A 19,885-nucleotide genomic window follows, 5' to 3' on the forward strand; every position below is an offset into this window, starting at 1 on the left:
TCTGGAAACCCCCATGACGTAGCCTGGGGCAAGCGGAAGTTGGGCTCTGCCCAACTTCCGCTTGCCCCTTTTCTTTTTGGGAAAAGGACTTTTCTGCAATATGCCAATCCCTCAAGGTTCACCGTTATTGTCCAACAAGGTAACACGGCTGGCAAGGTTCGGATGGTACGATGGTTCGGATGGTACGATGGTTCGTATTCGATGAGGCCGTTCGCTACCAGCTTGCCCATGCATTTGTGGTAGGTCGCATAGGAACGGATGGCCGAATGTTTCATCAGCTCCCGCCTTGAAACCCGAAAAGGGTTTTGGCATAATGCCCTGTCGTGGTACATGAGTATAGCCGAATATAGGCTAAGGTGCGATTGACGGAAACGCCTGTTCCCGCTGGCGAACTTCAGAAAGCTGGCCAGTTGTTCTGCGGTTCCCATCACGAATTTCCGATTTCGCCCAACAATTGTTCGATGTCCGCATGTGCATAATAGAATATGCCACCTATTTTTTCATAGGGAAGTATGCCCTTGATGCGAAGGTTCTGCAACGTTCCCGATGATATCTTTAAAAGCTTCCTCACCTCCGAGCTTCGAAGGAATTGTTTATTGGTTACCGTTTCATCGGTTCTAATTGTTTGTTTGATCTCCTCTATAAGTTCGAACTTGAACCTTTGGAGTTCTTCTTTGGTTAAGATCTCGATCTGCATAATGCCTCCGTTTTTAAGTTTACGGAAGCAAATTTGTAGCGGGAAATGGTTGAAACAATGACCATCCGATTGGTCTGGTCATATACAGTGGATGAATTGCCTGCTATTTTTTGGCAGGTTCTATTGGTATAACTTTGAAAAGGCGATGCTCTGGTTGTATCGAAGTGCCTTTAATAGTTACATCTCCTTTTTTGTCGACAAAGTAGTTTCGAGCGGTTTCGATGGGAATATCCTTACCGCCGTGTGAGAAATATTTGGCGATCATCTTAGCATACGGGATTTTGTGGTCGCTCTTTATAAGTTTCCTGCCAAATGGCAGTTGTACCTAACGCAATTGTTGGATAACATCTATCAAAGTTGGCAGATGTCCATCATCAATCAGGATCTTCAGTGAAACTTCATATTGATTCAACTCCGCCAATTCAGCATTTAGTTTTTCGATTTTTTGGTTTTGGATGAGTTCATCTTTTTCAGCGATAACGATATGTGATGGCCTTGCATTCCATTGATCTATACTGTGAAGGTACTTTTGAAACTGTTGGAGTTTTTCGATGCTTTGCCTGTGGATTGCGTGGTTACGTGAAAATGGATCTTGAATCTCAAGGTGTTTGATTCTAGTTTGTACAATCTGCCAAACATGGCAGAAAAAGTCCTCTTCACTTATCAAATTATTTTCTAGGGCATAGTTTAAATGGTGATTGTAGTATTCGAAAAACCTCTCTTCGTTAATTCGGTATAAGTTCAACAGAAAATGGTTGTCATCATGGCTGTGCCATAGACCCATAAAGGTTCCCAGATCATATGGGTGGGCAGAAAATGAAAAAGGTTTACGGGGTTTGAAGTAACTGATGTTCATAAGTTATAATTCTTGAACAAACTAATTTAAGGTTTTTTGAAGAATGCACATTTAAAAAATGTCATAAGTATAATTTTTTGCTTAAGAGTAAAAGATTATGAGTCTTACAGTTCTTTGGATCAATATATGATAAAATCGGCGTTTCTGACTTACAGAGGGCAATATACTGACTTATTTTTAAATAATAATTTTACTCTGTTACTTATTTGTAACTCTTTTCTATAAAACACTCGCATATCAACGTGGTCATAATTTATATTTCGGAGTGATTAGCATTGCTGTCATTATTTCTTGGGTCTTCGAGCATATTTTTTCTTGTTGAATTTCCAATTACAGTAAAAATATTTAACGTTGTATCGAGAGCGTTAATTTTTGAAAGCGGTATTTGTCTCCAAGACAGATATCGCTTTCTTCTTTGTAATTCGTCTTCTATCCCATGATTTCTGTATCTAAGAATTAATTACGATAAATCTATAATATTGATAAATTGCACTGCCTTTTTAAAAAACTGTCCGGCATATCGTATGAATGAAAACATTCACGTTTTAATCTGTTCTGGCTGAGCGACCAACAAGACCTGGTTGTCTTTGATTTTCAAATATCCTTGATCAAAACAAAAGTGATAGACATCCCCTTTTTGGATGGTAAGGTAACTGGTAATGTAATGGAAATTAAACCCCAGATCTGTTAACTGTTGTTCGCTAACGATGGTTTTGGCGTTTCTGTTTAGCTTTCGCAAAACCTGGTAGTTGCTTGTGAGGATTTTTGTTATGTGTTTAACAAATTCCGGGTAATCCCCTCGCTTCTCCATTTTCAGTTTATTATTGTGATCAATGCGGCAGGCATCGTTGCAAAATTTCTTATCGGATCTGCCGAAAATATTTTTTTCACCGCAGTTGCGGCATTCTTTAGGAATATCGGTAATACTGTTAATCATTGGAGCATTAATTTAATAAGCATACTATCAAAGTTATGTAATTCAGACTGTTACTACAAAATGACTGTATCACATTAACCGTATAAAAAATAGCTACACGGATAAACACGGGTGTTATTCGAATATTTTTCGGGTAAGGATTTTCTGACTTCGAGGTTTGAGCCGACTTAAACCCGAAATTATGAAAACAGGAATACTGGAAAGCGAAAACTTTGGAAACGGCAAACGGAATTATTTTATTGACTTTGCCAGGGCTACTAACAATAGCAATTACATTAAAATCACACGATCGGACAAGCAGACAGACAATAGTTACAAGAAAAGTTCAGTCTGTATTTTCCAGGAAGACTTTCATTTTTTAATTGAAAGTTTCTCTATGCTTTTCACGAGCATGATCCACAGAGAATCAAGATCTGGCGAAAAAAGGAAACATCCTCATTATTTGTAAAACGGAATTTAAGCCGCGTAGGATTAAAATCTGGCCTGCTGAAATGCGTCCACGTGAAAAGTATTGGCAGGGGGTCCGGAGGCATTATCTGATGCGGAATTGCTTGCCCTGCTCATTGGTTCAGGCACTACAAAACAAACTGCGGTAGATCTTGCTTCCAGTATCCTTAAATCTGTGAGCGGAGATCTTGAAGCGCTTTCGAGATGCCCGGTAAGAAGGCTAGCGAAATTCCCGGGTATTGGTGATGCAAAGGCTGTTAACATTTTGGTTGCCCTGGAGCTATCCAATCGATACAGGCAGTTGCCAATTGCCTTTCAATCTAAAAGTAAGCTGAACGTTGTTCTTTTGCTAAAATGTTGATTTCAGCCGGAAGCTAATAATAAGGTGAGCCTGTATCTTAAATCATGATTCGGGTTCATCTTATTATTTCATAGTTTGATATGAATTACATAAACGTCTATACGAAAGTCATTTGTTGGCACATTTAAATTCATTTTGATATGCTATCTTTAGTACATGAAAACGCTTTTATTGATTTGTTTACTGGCCCCTGTTTCCTTTGGTTTGAAAGCTCAGGAGGTCGGGTTGACCAGGTGATTGGCCACTGGGAATTGAAGGATATTACTAAAGCTGCCGGAAAAGAGGTTGTCCTGGTGGATTCAGTTTATGACGGCAGGACTTTTGAAAACCATACTGTATTGAATGTCGGGGCAGTTTCCCTAACCAGTTGATCTCGGTATTCATCTACAAAAAGGATGAGAAATTTGGTGGGAGATGTCTTAAAATTATACCTACACAAAAAGATCAGTGTACGCGGTAAGCTATCCCTGTATAAAGAGAAACCTCAGGGAGTGGTCACTTATCGGAAGCAGTTGAATAATCATTTGAGCTGGAAGCGGAAAGTGCTTAACGTGATCTTCTAGTTTTTCGCTGTCTTTTTTATTTTTCTGATACACGCTCTAATGAAATCTTCATCTGATACTCTCCTTCGCTTAATTATACCCATTGTTTTAACCCTGTCCGCACTGGTTGGTCATACCCAAACGATCACAGAAAATTTTGTGACAACAGAATGAAGATAATTACAGATACTTGTATTTGAGTATATTCATTAACATCCTCTATACTGTTATTGCGAATATCAAATTCGATCAATTTGGGTTTGTATCATAAGATTTATGGGTATATCAACTAACAAACTTTTGTTTAAATGATCTACTCTCACAATAGCCTTACGTTTACCTTTATATTGAATCAATTCACATTTAAGCCCACACAATGGGCCATCACTAATTAGCAGGGTTTGCCCAGGTCCAAAATACGATGTCACTACTTCAATACTTGAAAAATTGGTTATAGTCGTTCTTATGTTTTCAATAATTACCGAATCAACTTTAGCCATCTGGCTTCCAAATTTCACATAACTTACAAACCCATTAAGTTCTGAACTTTTATAGAGTTCTTCTGTATTTGTAATATTCACAAACACGTACGAGGGAAATAATGGCAACTCAACTACCTTTTTCCTATCATGCCATTGACGAACATCTTTAATTAATGGTAAAAAACATTTAATATTTAGGTCAGACAGTTGTGAAGCTAATTTCTTTTCTTGTTTAGGTCTTGTATATATAACATGCCAGAAAATTTTCTTATCCATATACCTGAAAATAAAATTTAACAATGAACCCATTAGATAATAAAATCTGAAAACGATAAAATCCTGTAAAATAGTCTGAAGAATTCTCTTACCAACTATCCAACAAAAAATTGTTAAGCGAATATAATAGATCAGGGATAGTTCGGAAATAATTTAGAACATTTGCCTTTTTTGCAACTTTCATTTGAATTTATTAACTTTTTCATAGCGTTAGAGAAGTCATAGTGAATCTTACTACAATTTGACCTATTAAAAATTATCATTATAGATAATTACACTAACCACCAAGTCTAATACACGAATTGGCTAAAATTACAATTAGTATTCAAGTATTTAACATATTACCTTGACAAGGTGGCATAAAAGACACCTGCATCTTTAGTCCATTACCCTTATAAAAATCTCATCTGCCAATAAACTGCTGTTAAAAAATCGTCATGATACAGACCATAGAAAGATTCGGAAAATTCAATGTGAATTTAGTGCCAGCGATACCTTTTCGAGTAAATATACCTAACTGTAAAGTGAAAACTAAGTAATGTATATAATCAGAAACTAACAAATCAATCTCTTCGTATTTGAAAGGTTATATATGGAGAAAAACAGATGAATGCGGATTCATATAAGCAGTTATTTGATTTTGAATAGTGGTATAACTCTTTTGAATAAGAGATTAAGATCGGAGATTTCCAATCCTCAGTTTTCTGTTTCAAAATGATTATTTTGACCAAAATATCCAAATACTAAAACGGATAACCACGATGCCATTCACTACTAGTCGGGTAAAGGAAAGCCTATGTCTTTTTTTAGTGCTTCCTGGTAATAATACACTGCTACAGCAATATCAAAAATAGCCAATCCCATTGGATTAAACATAACGACGTCTGATTCAGACCGATTATTAAGATTTCCTGTACTCACTACTTCAGCAATTGAAAAAGTATCATTTTCAAGTAATCCTTTCACTTTATGCATATTTTCAATATCCGTATCTTGACGACAAACTTCCTTCCAGTCATCAACAATAATTAGATTCATATAATTTCTCATCTCAACTGTGTAATCTCTCAGAGAAACGTTTAACTGTAGTGAACCTTTTTTAGGTGCAATATCTATATAGGGCGCAGCAGATACTGTACAGGTAACAAAAACATCTGCGTTCTTATAACATTCTTCCCAGCTACCTGCAATTGATACCATATCTTTAACATTGTTGTCAATATTATTTTCATTGATTGGATTCAGGTCGTGGATCAGCACTTCGCCAATCGAACCTCCCAAAATTGAAATAATCATTCTAAGGTGCATCTGACCAATCGGCCCAAAGCCGTTAATGCCAATATTTATTTTGCTTTTTGACTTTTTTCCTTTAATAAAGTTCTTTATCATCAAACCTGAAACAGCAGCTGTCCTAATCGCGCTAATCATAGCGGTGTTAATGATACATTGTGGTATACCTGAGTCATATTCATTCAAAATGGTAACAGAATTTGCTCTTAACTTATTCTTATAAATGTTATCAGGAAAACTGGCTATCCATTTTATTCCAGCCCATGGAGAAGCCCCACCAATATAAGCTGGCATAGCAATAATCCTGTTTTTAAGATCTCCATATCTTAAATATGGCTTAACTGGCTGTGAATAGTCTTTGGTATGAAGGCACTCTACTGCACTTTCAATTACAGTTGTTAGCTGTTCCCAATTAAGACCAATCTCTTTAATATTATCTGCATTAAGGTATAACATAATTTTTATTTTGCTATTTCTAGGTTATTAGAAGGCGGAGCTAGCTCCATGGCCAACCGAGCGCCCCACTCCTGGTTATAAATGGTGTCTAAATAGCTATGTCCTTTGTCAGGAAAGATTAACAGAGAGGTAGCTTTAGAAGCTGTTCCATTAAGCAGAGCGTAGTTTTTAGCAGCCAGATAAACAGCGCCTGAAGATGCACCTGCAAAAATGGCTTGTTCATCTAAAAGTTCAAAACATCCTCTAATAATGTTCATTTGTGATAGTATCACCACATCATCGATAATCGCGTTTTTAATAATCAAAGGGACCTGACTTGCGCCTATTCCCGAGATATATCGTTTAACCGACTTGGAGTTAAATATAACAGATCCTTCCACATCCACCCCTATAATCTTTATTTCCGGCCTTTGTTTCTTAACGTAATCTGAAATACCTGTAATGGCTCCGCTCGAACTTACGGCAACGAAAATATAATCAAGATTGTCAAAAGAGTCGATTATTTCTTGTCCCAGTCCGCTGTAACCTTTATAATTATTGGGATCTCCATATTGATCTGCAACAAATGAATTCGGTATTCTCGCATGTAATTCATTAACAACATTGACCCTGGTCAACAGATACCCTCCGGTATGATCCCTTTCTGTTACTTTGATCACTTTATGAGACATCAGATTTAAAAGGGATTCATAAGCTGAATTAATATTCGGGTCGATAACCGGAAAAAATTTCAACTTTAGTCTCTTACAAATAGAGGCAACTCCAATAGCAAGATTACCGGAGCTGGAAGCAATGATTGTTGTATCTTCAGTAATTCTCCCTGCTTTAATACCATTATAGATGATGCTATAGGCTGCACGATCTTTTGAACTTCCTGAGAAATTATTGTATTCTAATTTGGCAAATAGTTTGATGTCATCATTTTTCAATTCAATAAGGGGCGTATTACCAATATAGGCAGCCAGCTTTTCAAGTTCCTTTAACATTTTTTTCATGGCTTATTATAAAATCAACTACAAACCACTTTAGCTTTTGCCAATGGATCAGAAAAGAAACCTGCATTGATTCCTTTAGAAATCATAGTGCTAAACCATCTAAAATTTGCTAATGGAAAATATAATCCGGATTTAGCAATAGTATCAATTGTAGAATGCTGTAAGTATCTAATTTGTCTTGGGTAATTTATAGAGCGATTAATCCAGAGGCATGCCACATCCACTCCCTCCTTCTCAATCTGGCTACCACGAAAATTGGCAACTGCTTCATTAAACCTTACCATATCCACAATTTCAATTTCATATCCCATCTGGTTAAGCATTTGAACCAATTTCAAAAAGGAAATATTTTGTGGATTCTCCAAATGCAGACATTTCATAGGGCTATTGATTTTATTTAAGCACAGATCAACAATTGCTTTAGATACGATATCTACGTAAGAAAATGCAACACTTTCACGATACGTTACCGGTATTTTCTTTAGCAAAATTATTCCATTAATAATTTGGAATACCCTGTTTTGCTGAATGTTAGATTGGAATTGTGCTGAAGCTGACTCTGCAGCAATATGCCCGGATCTATAAATCCTTCCTTCACCACCTCCTTTAAAAAACTCACGAATCAATTTTTCAGCATCAAATTTGGTTTCTTCATACGAAGACATAAATAATTGATTACAATTAAAATCATTTTCAGAAAATTGACTGTGCATTCCATTTGGCAGGTAACCACTAACGGCTAATGTTGACACATAATGAACAGCCTTAAGTTTACGTTTTCTTGCGAATTCTATAATATTCGCCGTAGATAGCACATTTGTTCTGCATAATCTATCGTAATTTTTCAGTAAATTGGTATCGGCCGCCGCATGTATAATTACATCTATTTCATCTGTGAGCTGTTCATATTTAGAAGATGGAAGATCAAATTTTGCATCAATTAAATTCCCACTTAATACAATAATTCTGTTACAGTCATAACTAGATAAATCCCCATAGTATTGTTCAAAAACACATTTCAAACGACTTTCAGCCTGATAGTTACTTTCTCCTCTAACAATACAATACACAAACCCTTGATCACTGGCAAGAAGTTCTTTTAAAATGTGAATTCCTAGAAATCCGGTTGCCCCTGTGAGCAAAATATTTTGTTTGTGACGATTCCCAGGAACATTTACCAGATTAAATAAGGATTGTCCAATTGAGGGTACATTACTGTTAAAATAAGCAGGAAAAGAAGTTGTACCTGTTTTAACCTTATTTTTTAATGACTCTTTTAGAAAAAAATGGAATTTGTTTAAAAAAGTTTCAATATTAAAATTTGCCGACAAATTAGTTTGATATTGAACATCTACTATAAGCCGTGGTCCAATAAATCGAGAAGTAAAAAACATATGATATTCGCATTGAGAATATTCATCTCTATTTGGACCTGAATTAAATGTAGAAGGCCTCAATGATATACTTCCATTTTCAAATTTCTCAGGGAAATGTCCCAGATAATTAAATCTCACATCAGAAACTGCCCATGATCTATCTATTTTCTCACTTGCTGCTAAATTAATATTGTTGGCATATTCAGCTTTAACATTTAGCAATTTACTACAGTAGTCCGGGTCAATATGCTCTATGTTTAAATTTAACGGCAAGGTTGTGGACCACCAGGCAACAGACCTGCTTATATCATTTAGATTTTCAATTTGCGGCCTCCCATGAAATTCGATGTCAATTGAGATTTTGTTCAATCCAAATTCTTCAAAGAGAGCTGAAGACAATGCATTTAATAAAAATCCACTGATGTTGGCAGAATCCTTAGTTTCACCGATCTGGTTTAATGCCTCGGCCAGTTCTGCCAGAACTATAAAACTACAAGTCTGGACCGTACAATTCTTCTCCTTGTAATCTCTTAAAAGGGGTAATCTATATAGTTCCTGAATACTTGGGTTAAGATCGTCTCTAAAGTACTTTTCAGGGTTTTTACAATAAAAACTATTGACAGCATTTTCCAAAAATATTACTGGGCTGAGGTTATTGACCAATTTATCATAATATTCAGTTAATTCCTCTATGATGATATTCCATGAGATAACATCAATTACCAGATGATGACATAATAAGAGAATATATTCTACGCCTTTAGAATCAATAAATAAATGAGCAATAAAAAGCCTCCCATTTTCAATGGAGATTGTTCTCAGTAAATCAGCAGCAACCCGTTGAATTTGTAAAACAGTTGATTCATACTCATCTAATACAGTAGTTCCAAAACCATTACTTATTGCAATATCGAGAGTATTAGCATTTTCGAATGAAAACACGCGAGTTAGTTGAGAATGGCTTTTAATAATGCAGTTAATAGCTAGAGCGAATTTACGAATATCAATTTTACGCTCTGATTCCAATAAAACACTTTGACAATACTGATTAAAGCTATTTCTTTTCTGATCAAGAAACAGTCGTTGGGACATAGTTAAACCGTCATCTGACCGATCATTTTGTGGCTCAATATTGATCACTTTTTGAGAGTTGATTGCCAAGAAATCCGAAAAAACAGGATTTCTACTCAAATCTGTAATGTGAACTTTATAACCATGTCGTTGAAGTCGTCCTATTACTTGAATGGCCATTAATGAATCTCCGCCTATTTCAAAGAAATTACTATCAGGTGAAATAAAGAGCATATTTAAAATGCTCTTCCAGGCATTTTCAGCATGCACTAACCAGGACTCTTCCGATGATATTAATAAATCATTATGATATGGGGGTCTATCCTGTTCAAAAGATTTCACCAGGGAGTTGATATCAATTTTTCCATTAGCATTATATGGAGGTTCTTGATAAAAAAAGATAGCAGATGGGATTTTATAGTCTGGTAGTTTATTAATTAACCAGAATTTTAAATTTACACTAGTAAGCTCAATACCTTTTTTGGGTTTAACATAGGCATCTAAATGGGTCTGAGATTTTTTATCTGAGGCAACAACAATAACACTTTCAATATCAGGATGTGATATTAACACTTCTTCTATTTCACCTAGCTCAATGCGGTATCCTCTGATCTTTACCTGACGATCTTTTCTATATAAGAATTCAAAATTTCCATCCTCGAGTTCCTTACAAAGATCCCCCGTCTTATAACATCTTATTAGTTCACCATTATGTTCTACTTCCACAAATCTATCTTCATTTTCAATTTCATTTTGAAAATATCCTTTACTTAGTCCCGGACCAGCTATAAATAACTCTCCAACCTGATTTTTTTTGTTGTGAAGCAAACAAATACCATTTCCTAATGCTGCCCCAATAGGAACGGATCCCGTTTGACTAAAATATTTAGAAGATTTCTCTATTTTAAATGCGGTTGCCCCTATTGTAGTCTCCGTAGGCCCGTAATGGTTGTAAAGATTTTTACAAAAGTCCAGTTCAAGTACGTTTTCAACAGTCGACCAGGATAGCTTTTCCCCACCAAGAACTAGATTATCGATTATTGGTTTGTAGTATCCGTTCGTATTCCAAATAAGAGAGATAAGATGAGAAGGAGTCATCTTTAAAAAATTAATTTGATCTTTTACCAAAATCTCATTGAAAATGGCCGGATCTGTAGCTTCTTCTTTATTGAATATCCTGAGCATTCCTCCCGATAATAATGCCATTAATAAATTGGTCATACCTAAATCAGCCGCAAATGTGGTGACATGACCTGTATTAATAAAAGATGACGTATTTAACTTCTGAAACATTCCGTACATGTAATGCAAAACTCCGTGCTGTGTAACTTGAACGGCTTTAGGTAGTCCTGTCGTTCCACTTGTTAACAAGATATAACATAAATCGGAAAATCCTGAATGTTTACCAACAGGAAAATGATCTGGTACAACTCCGGAAGTAATAATATCACTAAAATCAATCCCGATTGGTTCAAGTTCTTTCGGTAATCTCAGATTATACTTATCAAGTATTATGTATTTTGCTTGAATAGTTTCAATTTTCCGTGCATTAACTGCTACGCCATCTTCATGATCAAGCATAACAGGGACACATCCCGAAAAAATAATTCCCCAAAAGCAAATTAAACTTTCTGTATTTTTCTTGCTAATACAAACAATTCTTTCCCCAGTTTGAGTATTTCTGTCCTTTAGGAATTTTGACACTTCCGAAGAATAATAATAAAGCTCTTTATAAGTGAAAGCTGACTTATAATCCTTTATTGCCACCCGATTTGAATATTGTTGAACAATATGTTCAAACAACTCAATTATATTGTTATAAATGATTTGCATTATAAATTTAGGATTAAATAAATGATTGGTAAAAACTATAATTAAGGATAGGATTGTCTAGTTGGACGAATTGAAATATTGTCCATATGTACATTTCCGGGAAGGTCTATTAGAAATTCAATTACTTTGGCTACATCATCTCCGTCCAATACAGGTCCAACCTCTTCAGCATATTTGTCAAACCAGTTTTGATCATAACCTGCAGTCTTTTGAAAATTAGTTTTTACAAGCCCGGGTTCAATAAGGGTGACACGAATACCCTGGACTGAGAGCTCCCGTCTTAACGCTTCAGTTAGACCATGTGCAGCAAATTTTGTGGCTCCATATACAGAATTAAACGGAGAAACATTTCTGCCGACTGTAGAACCTATAACGATAATATCTGATGGAAAATTAACAAATTTTTTGCTTGATGCCTGCTTCAGCATTACCCTACTGATACTTTTTAGCTGGTAAAAGAGTGCATTGATATTGGTATTTATCAAGTCATTCCATTGGTCTGAATCTGAAGATAATAATGTACCCGGCAGACCACGTCCAGCCGCTGCCAAAAAGACATTGGGAGGTTGCTGCCAGACATTTATACATTTAGCAATACAAGAATCTATCGTTTTTGGATCAGAGATATCTCCTGAAATCGTGTAACACATTTTCACATGCTCCTTGTCATTAATTCTATCTTCGACCCGATTTAACTCTTTTTCATTACGTCCTGTCAGGATCATTTTAATACCTTGTTTAGCTAGTCTGATAGCGGTAGCCTCTCCTATCCCTGAACTTGCACCAGTGATAATCGCAATGCGGTTTTCCATATATTTTTTTGATTTGTAAGATTAATTTTTATGGGTAAAATATCGGTTTATATAAATCTAGATTATAATGTCTACATGGCAAAAATGGAACTTTCCCTGGGAACCATATAGATGTTATCTGGGAAATCTGAACCACTAAATGCTTTAACACTAGGTTTCATCGTGATGTGTTCATTAAATTGACAATGCGTTTCTAGTTTTAAATGATAGCTATTTAAATCAATGCAATTGTTGCCCATTCGTTCCGGTGAGCTGTCTGGCCGGAATTTCAACTTCATTAAAAAAATTTGATTAATATACTAGGAGGCATACAGTCGATTAATCCAATACGTAAGACCGGTTTCAGCTATGAAGTCCCTCCCATTTACCAAACGAATTATAGAATTGTCGATTAATGTCTTCCTATAATGACATTATATGAATCCGACGTTTATTCCTAATCCGTAATTGAAAAACACTTAAGCGCTGAAGACTATTTCATTTGACTCCATTATTAAGATATTAACGAAATCAACATATAACATTTCATGATTAAGAGGGTTGTAAAAAATTTCATTATAATTCGAACTTCTTATCATCGATTTCTATATTCCTAACATTTATGATCTTAGTTCCTGTATATAGAGCTAAGCCTACGAGTAGCCCTCCGATTACCCCCGAGACTAAAACTACGATAACCGTTGAAGATGATAAGAAAAGACCTATTTTGGTTAAAACAATACCATTGCCATTTAAATGCAAGAAGTAATTAATAAAACTCCAAAGAAGAAACCCAGCAATAAATCCAATTTGAAAGCTATTAATCTGCCATTTAAAATAGCTTAATATAGCACCTAAAAACACTACCGGTACTACGAAACTCCACCAAGGCATCGAGACGAGGAATTCAACGATAAAGACAATAGTGACGACTATCAATAAGGCAATAAGATTATGTTTGATATAATTTTTCATGTAATTTATTTTAATAACCAATGGCTAGTAGTATGCTGCGCGGCTTCTTTCATAGAAGTATAGAAATCTAACGGATAATACCCACCGTTATTCCAGTCCTTTACAAAGTCGGTATAATACTTACTACCAATATTCCCTGAACTTCCACCTGGCAGAATTCCAAAAGCCGTTGGTTTTTCACCGAGCTCCACAATCATTCTCCAGGAGGGCCCCCAAGATCCGGATTTTGCATTAATAGCATCCGGATGTCCATCAGAAGGCAAATTCATTAAACTCAATTCTTTAAAATTAGCCATATGCATCAGGCTAATCTTATTTAAATTTCCCCATTTCACGTTATTGTTGACAAATAAGGCTTCATATGATGCCGAGGCCTTATTGAAAGCCAGAGTTGTTATATCTGTAGCAGTTTCATTTTTAGGGGTTTCTAATATATCAAAGTAGTTACTCGAAGAATTATTTTTGATCATATCAAGCAAAACATAATTGGAAGGGATACCCAGAGGCCCGGGCTTGCCAAATTCATCCCAAGTGAGATTCTTAGTATTTGTCCACCATAGTTCAAATAATTTTGGATTAATATCATTAAGATCGTAATTGCCTTTCCAATTCCGTAACGAAAGAAGATGTTTTTTATAATTCTCCAAAACACCTCTCTGATTTAAAGCTGATAATAAAATAGGCAAAGCGTCTACCGCAAATGAATTGATAGTACTTAGTTGAAGTGTTTTCATAGCCGTCAAATCAAATGAATTATTCCTTTGAAGTTCCTTATCTATTTGGTTGGCCCTAGTTTCTATATAATAACCATTATAATAGTAAGGGTAATTTACAGATGTAGGATGTTGATTGGCAGAAATAACGTAATTACTACTGGGGTTTTTTTTATGCGGCAGGCTATCAGTTGGTATAAACCCCAAACTAATTTGAGAGCTTCTTGAACCATCCAAAATAAATCTTCCTACACCGTTAGTTTTAAGAGCCATTCTCCCTTGATGATCGACTGATATTGTATTATCATTACAAGCAAATGTAAAATTCAATGTTGGAAAACAATAACTATTGATTGCATTCTTGTAGTCAGTGTAATTTTTGGCTCTATTTAACTTGATAAAAGTAATAAAGGCATTAGACGGATTATTAAGTTCCCACTTCAGTGCGTAATTAAGCATTTCTGGTTGTGAACCAGAATAACTTTTATCAATAACAATTGGTCCGTGTATTGAGCTATATATAGTATCCCTGAAAACCTCGTGATTTCTGCGTTTAATTTCCTCTACCCTATAATCTAAATTAATCCATTTCCCATCATACTTATATTTTTTGAGATCCTTTGATAAATGTAGCTTATACCAGTCCTTTACATCATCGGCACCGTTGGTGATTCCCCACGCAACGTTCTCATTGAACCCAATAATAATGGAAGGAGTTCCCGGAATAGAGACTCCATAAACATTTATTTCCGGCGAGGTTAATTGCATTTGTAACCAAAAGCTGGGAAGTATAAATGCTAGGTGCGGATCAGAGGCCAATATCGGAGAACCTGATTTTGTTTTTTTGCCAGATACAGCCCAGCTATTACTCCCCAAGGATGGGTTATAATCACTTTTAGATGTTTTACCTGCTATTGAAATAAAAGAGTAATTTAAATAATCTGGTATACCTACACCTTGTGTTTTACGTTGTTGGGGAAGAAAATCTTCTGCAACCGGGGTAATATTTCCTATAAAATCTGGAAAAAGCTTATTGAATTTTTCCTCCCCAAGAACCAACATCATCTTTGACATCAAATAATCTTCATCATAACCAGTTAAATTATCGCCAAGCGATTCTTGTACAAGTACAGTTTTTAAATTTGACCATGGTTCTGGTTTATAATCAAGCAGTTTATATTCAAATGGCATAGTTTTATCATTAAGACGTGCTATATATGCATTTACACCTCTAGTATATGCAGTTAAAACTTTATAAGTTTCAGGTTCCTTTTCGATAAGTCTCAAGGTATTCTTTGCTGCGGACAAAAGACCTATTCTTCGTTTATTGCGATCGAAATCCAATAAATCGGATTTATCAAAAATTTCAGATAGACGACCAGCATTTATGTAGCTGTAGAAATCCATCTGCCACAATCTAAGGCTGGCAGTAACATATCCTTGTGCATAAAACAGATCATTGGAGTTTTTCGCGAATATGTGAGGTATTTTATGTTTGTCAAAAAATACACTTACTGAATCTGTGGTTCCTGATTTATCAATCACCATCATGGGATTATCAAGATCATTATCATTATCATTTTGAATAACCCCTGTAAAAGGGTTCAAGAGTTTTCCTAATGGAGGAATGCTAAACATTTGATTTGATAGTGCAAAAATCATCAGAATTAATACCAATAGCGGAAATATAAATTCCGTTCGTAATTTATTCATAGTGTGTAATTAAAAATTTAGAATGATTAATAGTTTTACAAACCAAGCATCCGGATTGATTATATTATAATTAGTTCAAGAAATAGAGTATTTCAGATCATCTACTGGCGATGTTACAGAATCCGTAAATAGCTATAGTTATATCTACTTAGTACTAATTAAATTACTTCTTATAAAATTGATAATAGCATTTGCGTGGTTCTGGATAAAAAAATGATCACCTTCCATTATCTTATACAGAAATTCAGAACTTGTGAAATTTTTCCAATTTTCAATTCTATCAGCATAAGGTTCCTGGGATCCCATTATTGCGTAAATCGGCGTTTTAATAGTTTGAAATCGTGCTGCTGAAGTCTTTTCAGATAGTTCAAAATCAGCACGAAGAATTGGCTCAAAAAAAGAAAACAACTCTTCATTTTCCAAAAACTCAACGGAAACTCCACCGATTTTTTTTAATTCCTGTATAAATTCGTCTTTATTTAGCAGATATCTTTTCACATCAGTTCCTATATCTGGGCCGGCATTACCACTTACATATAGACCTAATGGATACTTATTGGCGTTTTCCAGCATTTTCACAATACGCAAGGACAATTTGGCCCCCATACTATGGCCGAATATTATAAAATCCTGAGAGTTTAGATTCTCTAAGATTTGATTATAAAGATCTGTTGCTGCCAAATCAAAGTCAAACAAAAGCTTTTCTCCGGACCTCCTCCCTCTTCCCGGTAATTCAATGGCTTTAACATTAAAATCATGTAAAAAAGGCATCATAAACTGGTAGGAATACTGATTGCCTCCTGCAAAATGCAGTAGAAAAATTTGTTTTTTTTCCATTTCATTTAAAATTTTTGGAGAAGTGCTAAATTCTCAATGATTAAACATCCTTCTTCCATTTTATACAATTTATCTGCACAATGGTAATACATATCGTCATGAGTAATTGCTATGATTGACAAACCATTTAGTTTTAGTATAGGAATAATTTCGAGATAAAATTTCTTTCTGAAAAATGGATCCTGATCAGCAGCCCATTCGTCAATAATTAATATGGGCTTTTCCTCCATCAATACAGAAATAAGAGCTAAACGTTTTCTTTGCCCAGTAGACAGCTCCGTGGTAGACAAACAGTTGTTTTCAATACTTACTTTTCCATCCAGTTCAAATAGTTTAATATAAAAATCCCACTTTTCTAGATCTAAATATTCAATCGCGTAAAGTTCATTAAATAGATAAAAATCGCTGAACACCACAGAAAAGAGGCTCCTGTATGCAGGATAATCCTCTTTACTAATTGAGGTTCCATTTAACTGAATATCTCCTTCTGAAGAAATCAACAAACCCAATATTGAATGTATAAAGGTTGTTTTCCCACTCCCATTTCCCCCAAATATGAAAGTAATCTCGCCTTTGTGAAAATCGAAGTCTATTGGACCTATACTGAAAGGTTGACTATTATTTTCATAATGATACCTTAAATTCCTTACAGTTATATTTGAAAAGTCAGGTCTAACAATTTTTTGTAGTGCTTCTGAATCCGTTAAATTTTGCAGTTCCAGTTGAAGATTAATCAAATGATCTGCAGCTATCCTTGCGCGTGCAAGACTTGGCAACAATAACATAATTGTTTCAACTGATGATAATAAATACAGTAATGTGAAAGTAAAGCTTACGATATCATTGGAAGGCAAGTTTAATTGGATGCCAAAAAACATCAAAATCGAAGATATTAACAAATAAAACAGTATTTGTCCGGTTATCTGATTACTAAGAAAACCTGTAAATGCTGTAACGTTTACCTGATATGACCCTTTTGCAATTTTCTTTATTTTCTTTTCATATATTGATTTGCCGATTTTTGGTTCCATATAAATTTCCTTAAAACCATTTAAAATTGAATTAACATTTTCTAGGAAATCGTTCTCATATTGCCTGTATTTTTCAAAGTTTTTATTATTTCTATTTGAACGAAGATGAAATACCGAGGCACCGATAGCAGCAACTATAATTGTTAATAGGAATAACACAAAAGAAATTGATGCGAGATATACTAAACATGATATCCCCAATATTAAAGATGTTATAAAACTGATAATATTAACAGAAGCTTCTGTCAGCAACCCAACATCATTAACGATTGCGGTATGTACATCAACCTTCTTACTCGCCAGCTGCGAAAACTTAGCTTTAAGCAACGAATCTATAATTTGGATCCTCAAACTCCATGACAAATTTTGAGAATGTTTTATTATTCCTAATGAAAGTGTTTTCCTGGTCCATATGAACAGAATTATTATTAACGAAAAAATTATAATATACTCCTTGTTAATACTATTAAAATTTCCAGCTATCATTAGTCCGATTACGCGTGTAACCATATTAATGAATAGAAAGCTGAACAAACCAGACAGTATTCCAAGTATTATGTATTTTACTAGTCCAATTTTTCCGATCCTTGGTAGAAGCAGGCTTAGGATTTTTTTCATTTTATTTACATTAATATTACTTATTAAAATAATGGGCAGGTTAATTCAATATAGGAAATCGCTATTTATCGCTAGTGATGACACTTCAATTGGCTAATTATTAGATTTGGATTATCTAAAAGCTGCATCAAAATGGAGAGATAGAAATCTTTTACTTCTTTTCTTTGTACAGCGTTAAAAAGCTGTTTGTTATATATAAACATGAGTTGAAAGCAATTTTTATATTCTGTCACATTCAACCCCATGTTACATATCATAGGAACTGTTTCAGTAATTACTCTTTTTCCTTTATCCCCAATATTATAGACCGAGTCTTTTAAATAGCTATAATTATGATAGTTATACATAACAATTGATTCTAAAAATTTAGATGACGGCAAGAATTGCGGGATTTCATTACAAAGCTTCATAAATGGATAGGCACTATAGTTTAAATCCTCAAAAAAACTTTTTTGAACACTTAATAGAGAATCCTTCAAGCTCATATCATTATTGATAATATTTCTTACAAACAACAGGTTAACGAAAAAACCAATATTTCCAGTGATATCCATGTCATCGAAATAGCTTAAGTTTCTTCCTGATGATGGTGCTGCAATAGTTATATCATTGGTTTTGCTGAGTTCCTTTAATAAAAGAATCAGTGCTCCCATAAGTACCGCTGACCTAGTCAACCCATTGTTTTCAGCAAAAGCATTCAATTTTAAAAACAGTCCTTTCGAAATATAAGCATCAGTTGTTACACTAAGCTCCTTTTGAACAAATTCCTCCTTGTTGTCTAAGGGTGTGAATTCCAGTTCCGGATTAAATCCTTCCAATTTTTTAATCCAATACTTTTTATGAATTGTTCCCTCTGAGGATCTCAAAAATTGCTCTTGCCAATTTATAAAATCATTATACTGGTAATTAAGTTTATCCAATATCATTGGTTTTCCTAAATTTATTTCATATAGCTTTTTTAACTCCTCCATCATTATTCCTACTGAATAACCATCTGTTATAGCGTGATGTATAGTAATTAAAATATGATAGTTACCCTTTTCGATTTTATAAATCTGTATAAGAATCAATGGCTCGACAAACACATCGAACTTTCTGAAAAATTCCTTCCTTATTATTTCGTTAAGTTTTTCTTGAGAACCAATGATATATGGATCATCAATATTTAGGAAGAATTTATCATTTGGAACATTTTTTTGCCTCCAGATTCCATCTTTAATATCAAATCTGGTCCTTAAAACTTCATGGCGTTGGATTAATTGATTAATTGCTTTTTTGAAAGCTTTTATATTTAATTCTTCTACTGAGTAGGTTGATACAATAACGTCACAAACTAATTTCCACTTAGAAAGGTAAAAAAGTTGATTATAAGATGGATTTGTAAAATTTTCTTCCTTACCTGATTCGCGCTCATGAGGAGCATTTGATTGCGGATCAATTTTATTTTCCTCCTTTAATCCCTTAGCTTCCGGCAAATTTAAATTCTGTTTTTTTGTTGCTGATGACACCGTTAAGATCAGCTCCTCAAGGATAGACTGATAACAAGATAAAACAGATCCGATCGTCTCCTGCTCGTATTCTGAATCAC

General features: G+C 34.7%; 17 protein-coding genes. 3 read left to right on the top strand and 14 right to left on the bottom strand.

What is annotated here, in order from left to right; translation table 11 throughout:
* Positions 1-427 precede the first annotated feature (427 nt).
* From EV200_RS16815 to EV200_RS16825, 3 genes are all read right to left on the bottom strand, one after another.
* On the bottom strand, positions 428-697 hold the full coding sequence (locus EV200_RS16815; RefSeq protein ID WP_132534694.1) for a helix-turn-helix domain-containing protein: 270 nt from the start codon (positions 695-697) through the stop codon (positions 428-430).
* A 325-nt stretch (positions 698-1,022) separates the two neighbouring features.
* Positions 1,023-1,553: a hypothetical protein gene (locus EV200_RS16820; protein ID WP_132534696.1), complete on the bottom strand. Its 531-nt coding sequence runs from the start codon at positions 1,551-1,553 to the stop codon at positions 1,023-1,025.
* A 538-nt stretch (positions 1,554-2,091) separates the two neighbouring features.
* Positions 2,092-2,490, bottom strand: coding sequence for a hypothetical protein (locus tag EV200_RS16825; RefSeq protein WP_132534698.1), 399 nt, complete (start codon positions 2,488-2,490; stop codon positions 2,092-2,094).
* Between the two features lie 181 nt (positions 2,491-2,671).
* Between EV200_RS16825 and EV200_RS16830 the strand changes: the two genes are divergently transcribed.
* The 3 genes from EV200_RS16830 to EV200_RS16840 all read left to right on the top strand — a co-directional run bounded on the left by EV200_RS16830 (position 2,672) and on the right by EV200_RS16840 (position 3,669).
* Complete coding sequence (locus tag EV200_RS16830) at positions 2,672-2,938, top strand: DUF3276 family protein (RefSeq protein ID WP_132534700.1); 267 nt, start codon at positions 2,672-2,674, stop codon at positions 2,936-2,938.
* Positions 2,939-3,001: 63 nt separating this feature from the next.
* Positions 3,002-3,298 carry a UPF0758 domain-containing protein gene (locus EV200_RS16835; RefSeq protein WP_132534702.1) on the top strand — a complete coding sequence of 99 codons (297 nt, stop codon included), beginning with the start codon at positions 3,002-3,004 and terminating at the stop codon, positions 3,296-3,298.
* 140 nt (positions 3,299-3,438) lie between these two features.
* Positions 3,439-3,669, top strand: a complete 231-nt coding sequence (locus tag EV200_RS16840) for a hypothetical protein (protein WP_132534704.1) — start codon at positions 3,439-3,441, stop codon at positions 3,667-3,669.
* Between the two features lie 410 nt (positions 3,670-4,079).
* Here the strand turns inward: EV200_RS16840 and EV200_RS16845 are convergent, their stop codons facing one another.
* The 11 genes from EV200_RS16845 to EV200_RS16895 all read right to left on the bottom strand — a co-directional run.
* On the bottom strand, positions 4,080-4,598 hold the full coding sequence (locus EV200_RS16845; protein ID WP_165877953.1) for a UpxY family transcription antiterminator: 519 nt from the start codon (positions 4,596-4,598) through the stop codon (positions 4,080-4,082).
* Between the two features lie 774 nt (positions 4,599-5,372).
* Positions 5,373-6,344: a 2,3-diaminopropionate biosynthesis protein SbnB gene (locus EV200_RS16850; protein ID WP_132534707.1), complete on the bottom strand. Its 972-nt coding sequence runs from the start codon at positions 6,342-6,344 to the stop codon at positions 5,373-5,375.
* A gap of 5 nt (positions 6,345-6,349) precedes the next feature.
* Positions 6,350-7,339: a pyridoxal-phosphate dependent enzyme gene (locus EV200_RS16855; RefSeq protein WP_208864562.1), complete on the bottom strand. Its 990-nt coding sequence runs from the start codon at positions 7,337-7,339 to the stop codon at positions 6,350-6,352.
* Between the two features lie 14 nt (positions 7,340-7,353).
* Positions 7,354-11,619 carry an SDR family oxidoreductase gene (locus EV200_RS16860; protein WP_132534708.1) on the bottom strand — a complete coding sequence of 1,422 codons (4,266 nt, stop codon included), beginning with the start codon at positions 11,617-11,619 and terminating at the stop codon, positions 7,354-7,356.
* A gap of 41 nt (positions 11,620-11,660) precedes the next feature.
* Complete coding sequence (locus EV200_RS16865; RefSeq protein WP_132534710.1) at positions 11,661-12,431, bottom strand: SDR family NAD(P)-dependent oxidoreductase; 771 nt, start codon at positions 12,429-12,431, stop codon at positions 11,661-11,663.
* A 71-nt stretch (positions 12,432-12,502) separates the two neighbouring features.
* Positions 12,503-12,709 (bottom strand): hypothetical protein, encoded by a 207-nt coding sequence (locus EV200_RS16870; protein WP_132534712.1) that lies wholly within the window; start codon positions 12,707-12,709, stop codon positions 12,503-12,505.
* A 277-nt stretch (positions 12,710-12,986) separates the two neighbouring features.
* Positions 12,987-13,385 (bottom strand): hypothetical protein, encoded by a 399-nt coding sequence (locus EV200_RS16875; RefSeq protein WP_132534713.1) that lies wholly within the window; start codon positions 13,383-13,385, stop codon positions 12,987-12,989.
* A 5-nt stretch (positions 13,386-13,390) separates the two neighbouring features.
* The gene (locus tag EV200_RS16880) at positions 13,391-15,811 is read right to left on the bottom strand and encodes a penicillin acylase family protein (protein WP_132534715.1); all 2,421 of its coding nucleotides are present in this window, start codon (positions 15,809-15,811) and stop codon (positions 13,391-13,393) included.
* A gap of 144 nt (positions 15,812-15,955) precedes the next feature.
* Entirely contained in the window at positions 15,956-16,648 is a 693-nt protein-coding gene (locus EV200_RS16885) for a thioesterase II family protein (RefSeq protein WP_132534717.1), read from the bottom strand.
* Between the two features lie 5 nt (positions 16,649-16,653).
* Complete coding sequence (locus EV200_RS16890; protein ID WP_132534719.1) at positions 16,654-18,297, bottom strand: cyclic peptide export ABC transporter; 1,644 nt, start codon at positions 18,295-18,297, stop codon at positions 16,654-16,656.
* Positions 18,298-18,368: 71 nt separating this feature from the next.
* Positions 18,369-19,885: condensation domain-containing protein (locus EV200_RS16895; RefSeq protein ID WP_132534721.1), on the bottom strand; the 1,517-nt coding region annotated here is incomplete at its 5' end.

Origin of the sequence: Pedobacter psychrotolerans, assembly GCF_004340665.1 — a bacterium.
In the GTDB taxonomy this organism is placed as follows: domain Bacteria; phylum Bacteroidota; class Bacteroidia; order Sphingobacteriales; family Sphingobacteriaceae; genus Pedobacter; species Pedobacter psychrotolerans.

Excerpts from the sequence above, each read along its gene's own strand:
- EV200_RS16815 (WP_132534694.1), bottom strand. The coding sequence starts at position 697 with ATGCAGATCGAGATCTTAACCAAAGAAGAACTCCAAAGGTTCAAGTTC.
- EV200_RS16820 (WP_132534696.1), bottom strand. The coding sequence starts at position 1,553 with ATGAACATCAGTTACTTCAAACCCCGTAAACCTTTTTCATTTTCTGCC.
- EV200_RS16825 (WP_132534698.1), bottom strand. The coding sequence starts at position 2,490 with ATGATTAACAGTATTACCGATATTCCTAAAGAATGCCGCAACTGCGGT.
- EV200_RS16830 (WP_132534700.1), top strand. The coding sequence starts at position 2,672 with ATGAAAACAGGAATACTGGAAAGCGAAAACTTTGGAAACGGCAAACGG.
- EV200_RS16840 (WP_132534704.1), top strand. The coding sequence starts at position 3,439 with ATGCTATCTTTAGTACATGAAAACGCTTTTATTGATTTGTTTACTGGC.
- EV200_RS16845 (WP_165877953.1), bottom strand. The coding sequence starts at position 4,598 with ATGGATAAGAAAATTTTCTGGCATGTTATATATACAAGACCTAAACAA.
- EV200_RS16850 (WP_132534707.1), bottom strand. The coding sequence starts at position 6,344 with ATGTTATACCTTAATGCAGATAATATTAAAGAGATTGGTCTTAATTGG.
- EV200_RS16855 (WP_208864562.1), bottom strand. The coding sequence starts at position 7,339 with ATGAAAAAAATGTTAAAGGAACTTGAAAAGCTGGCTGCCTATATTGGT.
- EV200_RS16860 (WP_132534708.1), bottom strand. The coding sequence starts at position 11,619 with ATGCAAATCATTTATAACAATATAATTGAGTTGTTTGAACATATTGTT.
- EV200_RS16865 (WP_132534710.1), bottom strand. The coding sequence starts at position 12,431 with ATGGAAAACCGCATTGCGATTATCACTGGTGCAAGTTCAGGGATAGGA.
- EV200_RS16870 (WP_132534712.1), bottom strand. The coding sequence starts at position 12,709 with ATGAAGTTGAAATTCCGGCCAGACAGCTCACCGGAACGAATGGGCAAC.
- EV200_RS16875 (WP_132534713.1), bottom strand. The coding sequence starts at position 13,385 with ATGAAAAATTATATCAAACATAATCTTATTGCCTTATTGATAGTCGTC.
- EV200_RS16880 (WP_132534715.1), bottom strand. The coding sequence starts at position 15,811 with ATGAATAAATTACGAACGGAATTTATATTTCCGCTATTGGTATTAATT.
- EV200_RS16885 (WP_132534717.1), bottom strand. The coding sequence starts at position 16,648 with ATGGAAAAAAAACAAATTTTTCTACTGCATTTTGCAGGAGGCAATCAG.
- EV200_RS16890 (WP_132534719.1), bottom strand. The coding sequence starts at position 18,297 with ATGAAAAAAATCCTAAGCCTGCTTCTACCAAGGATCGGAAAAATTGGA.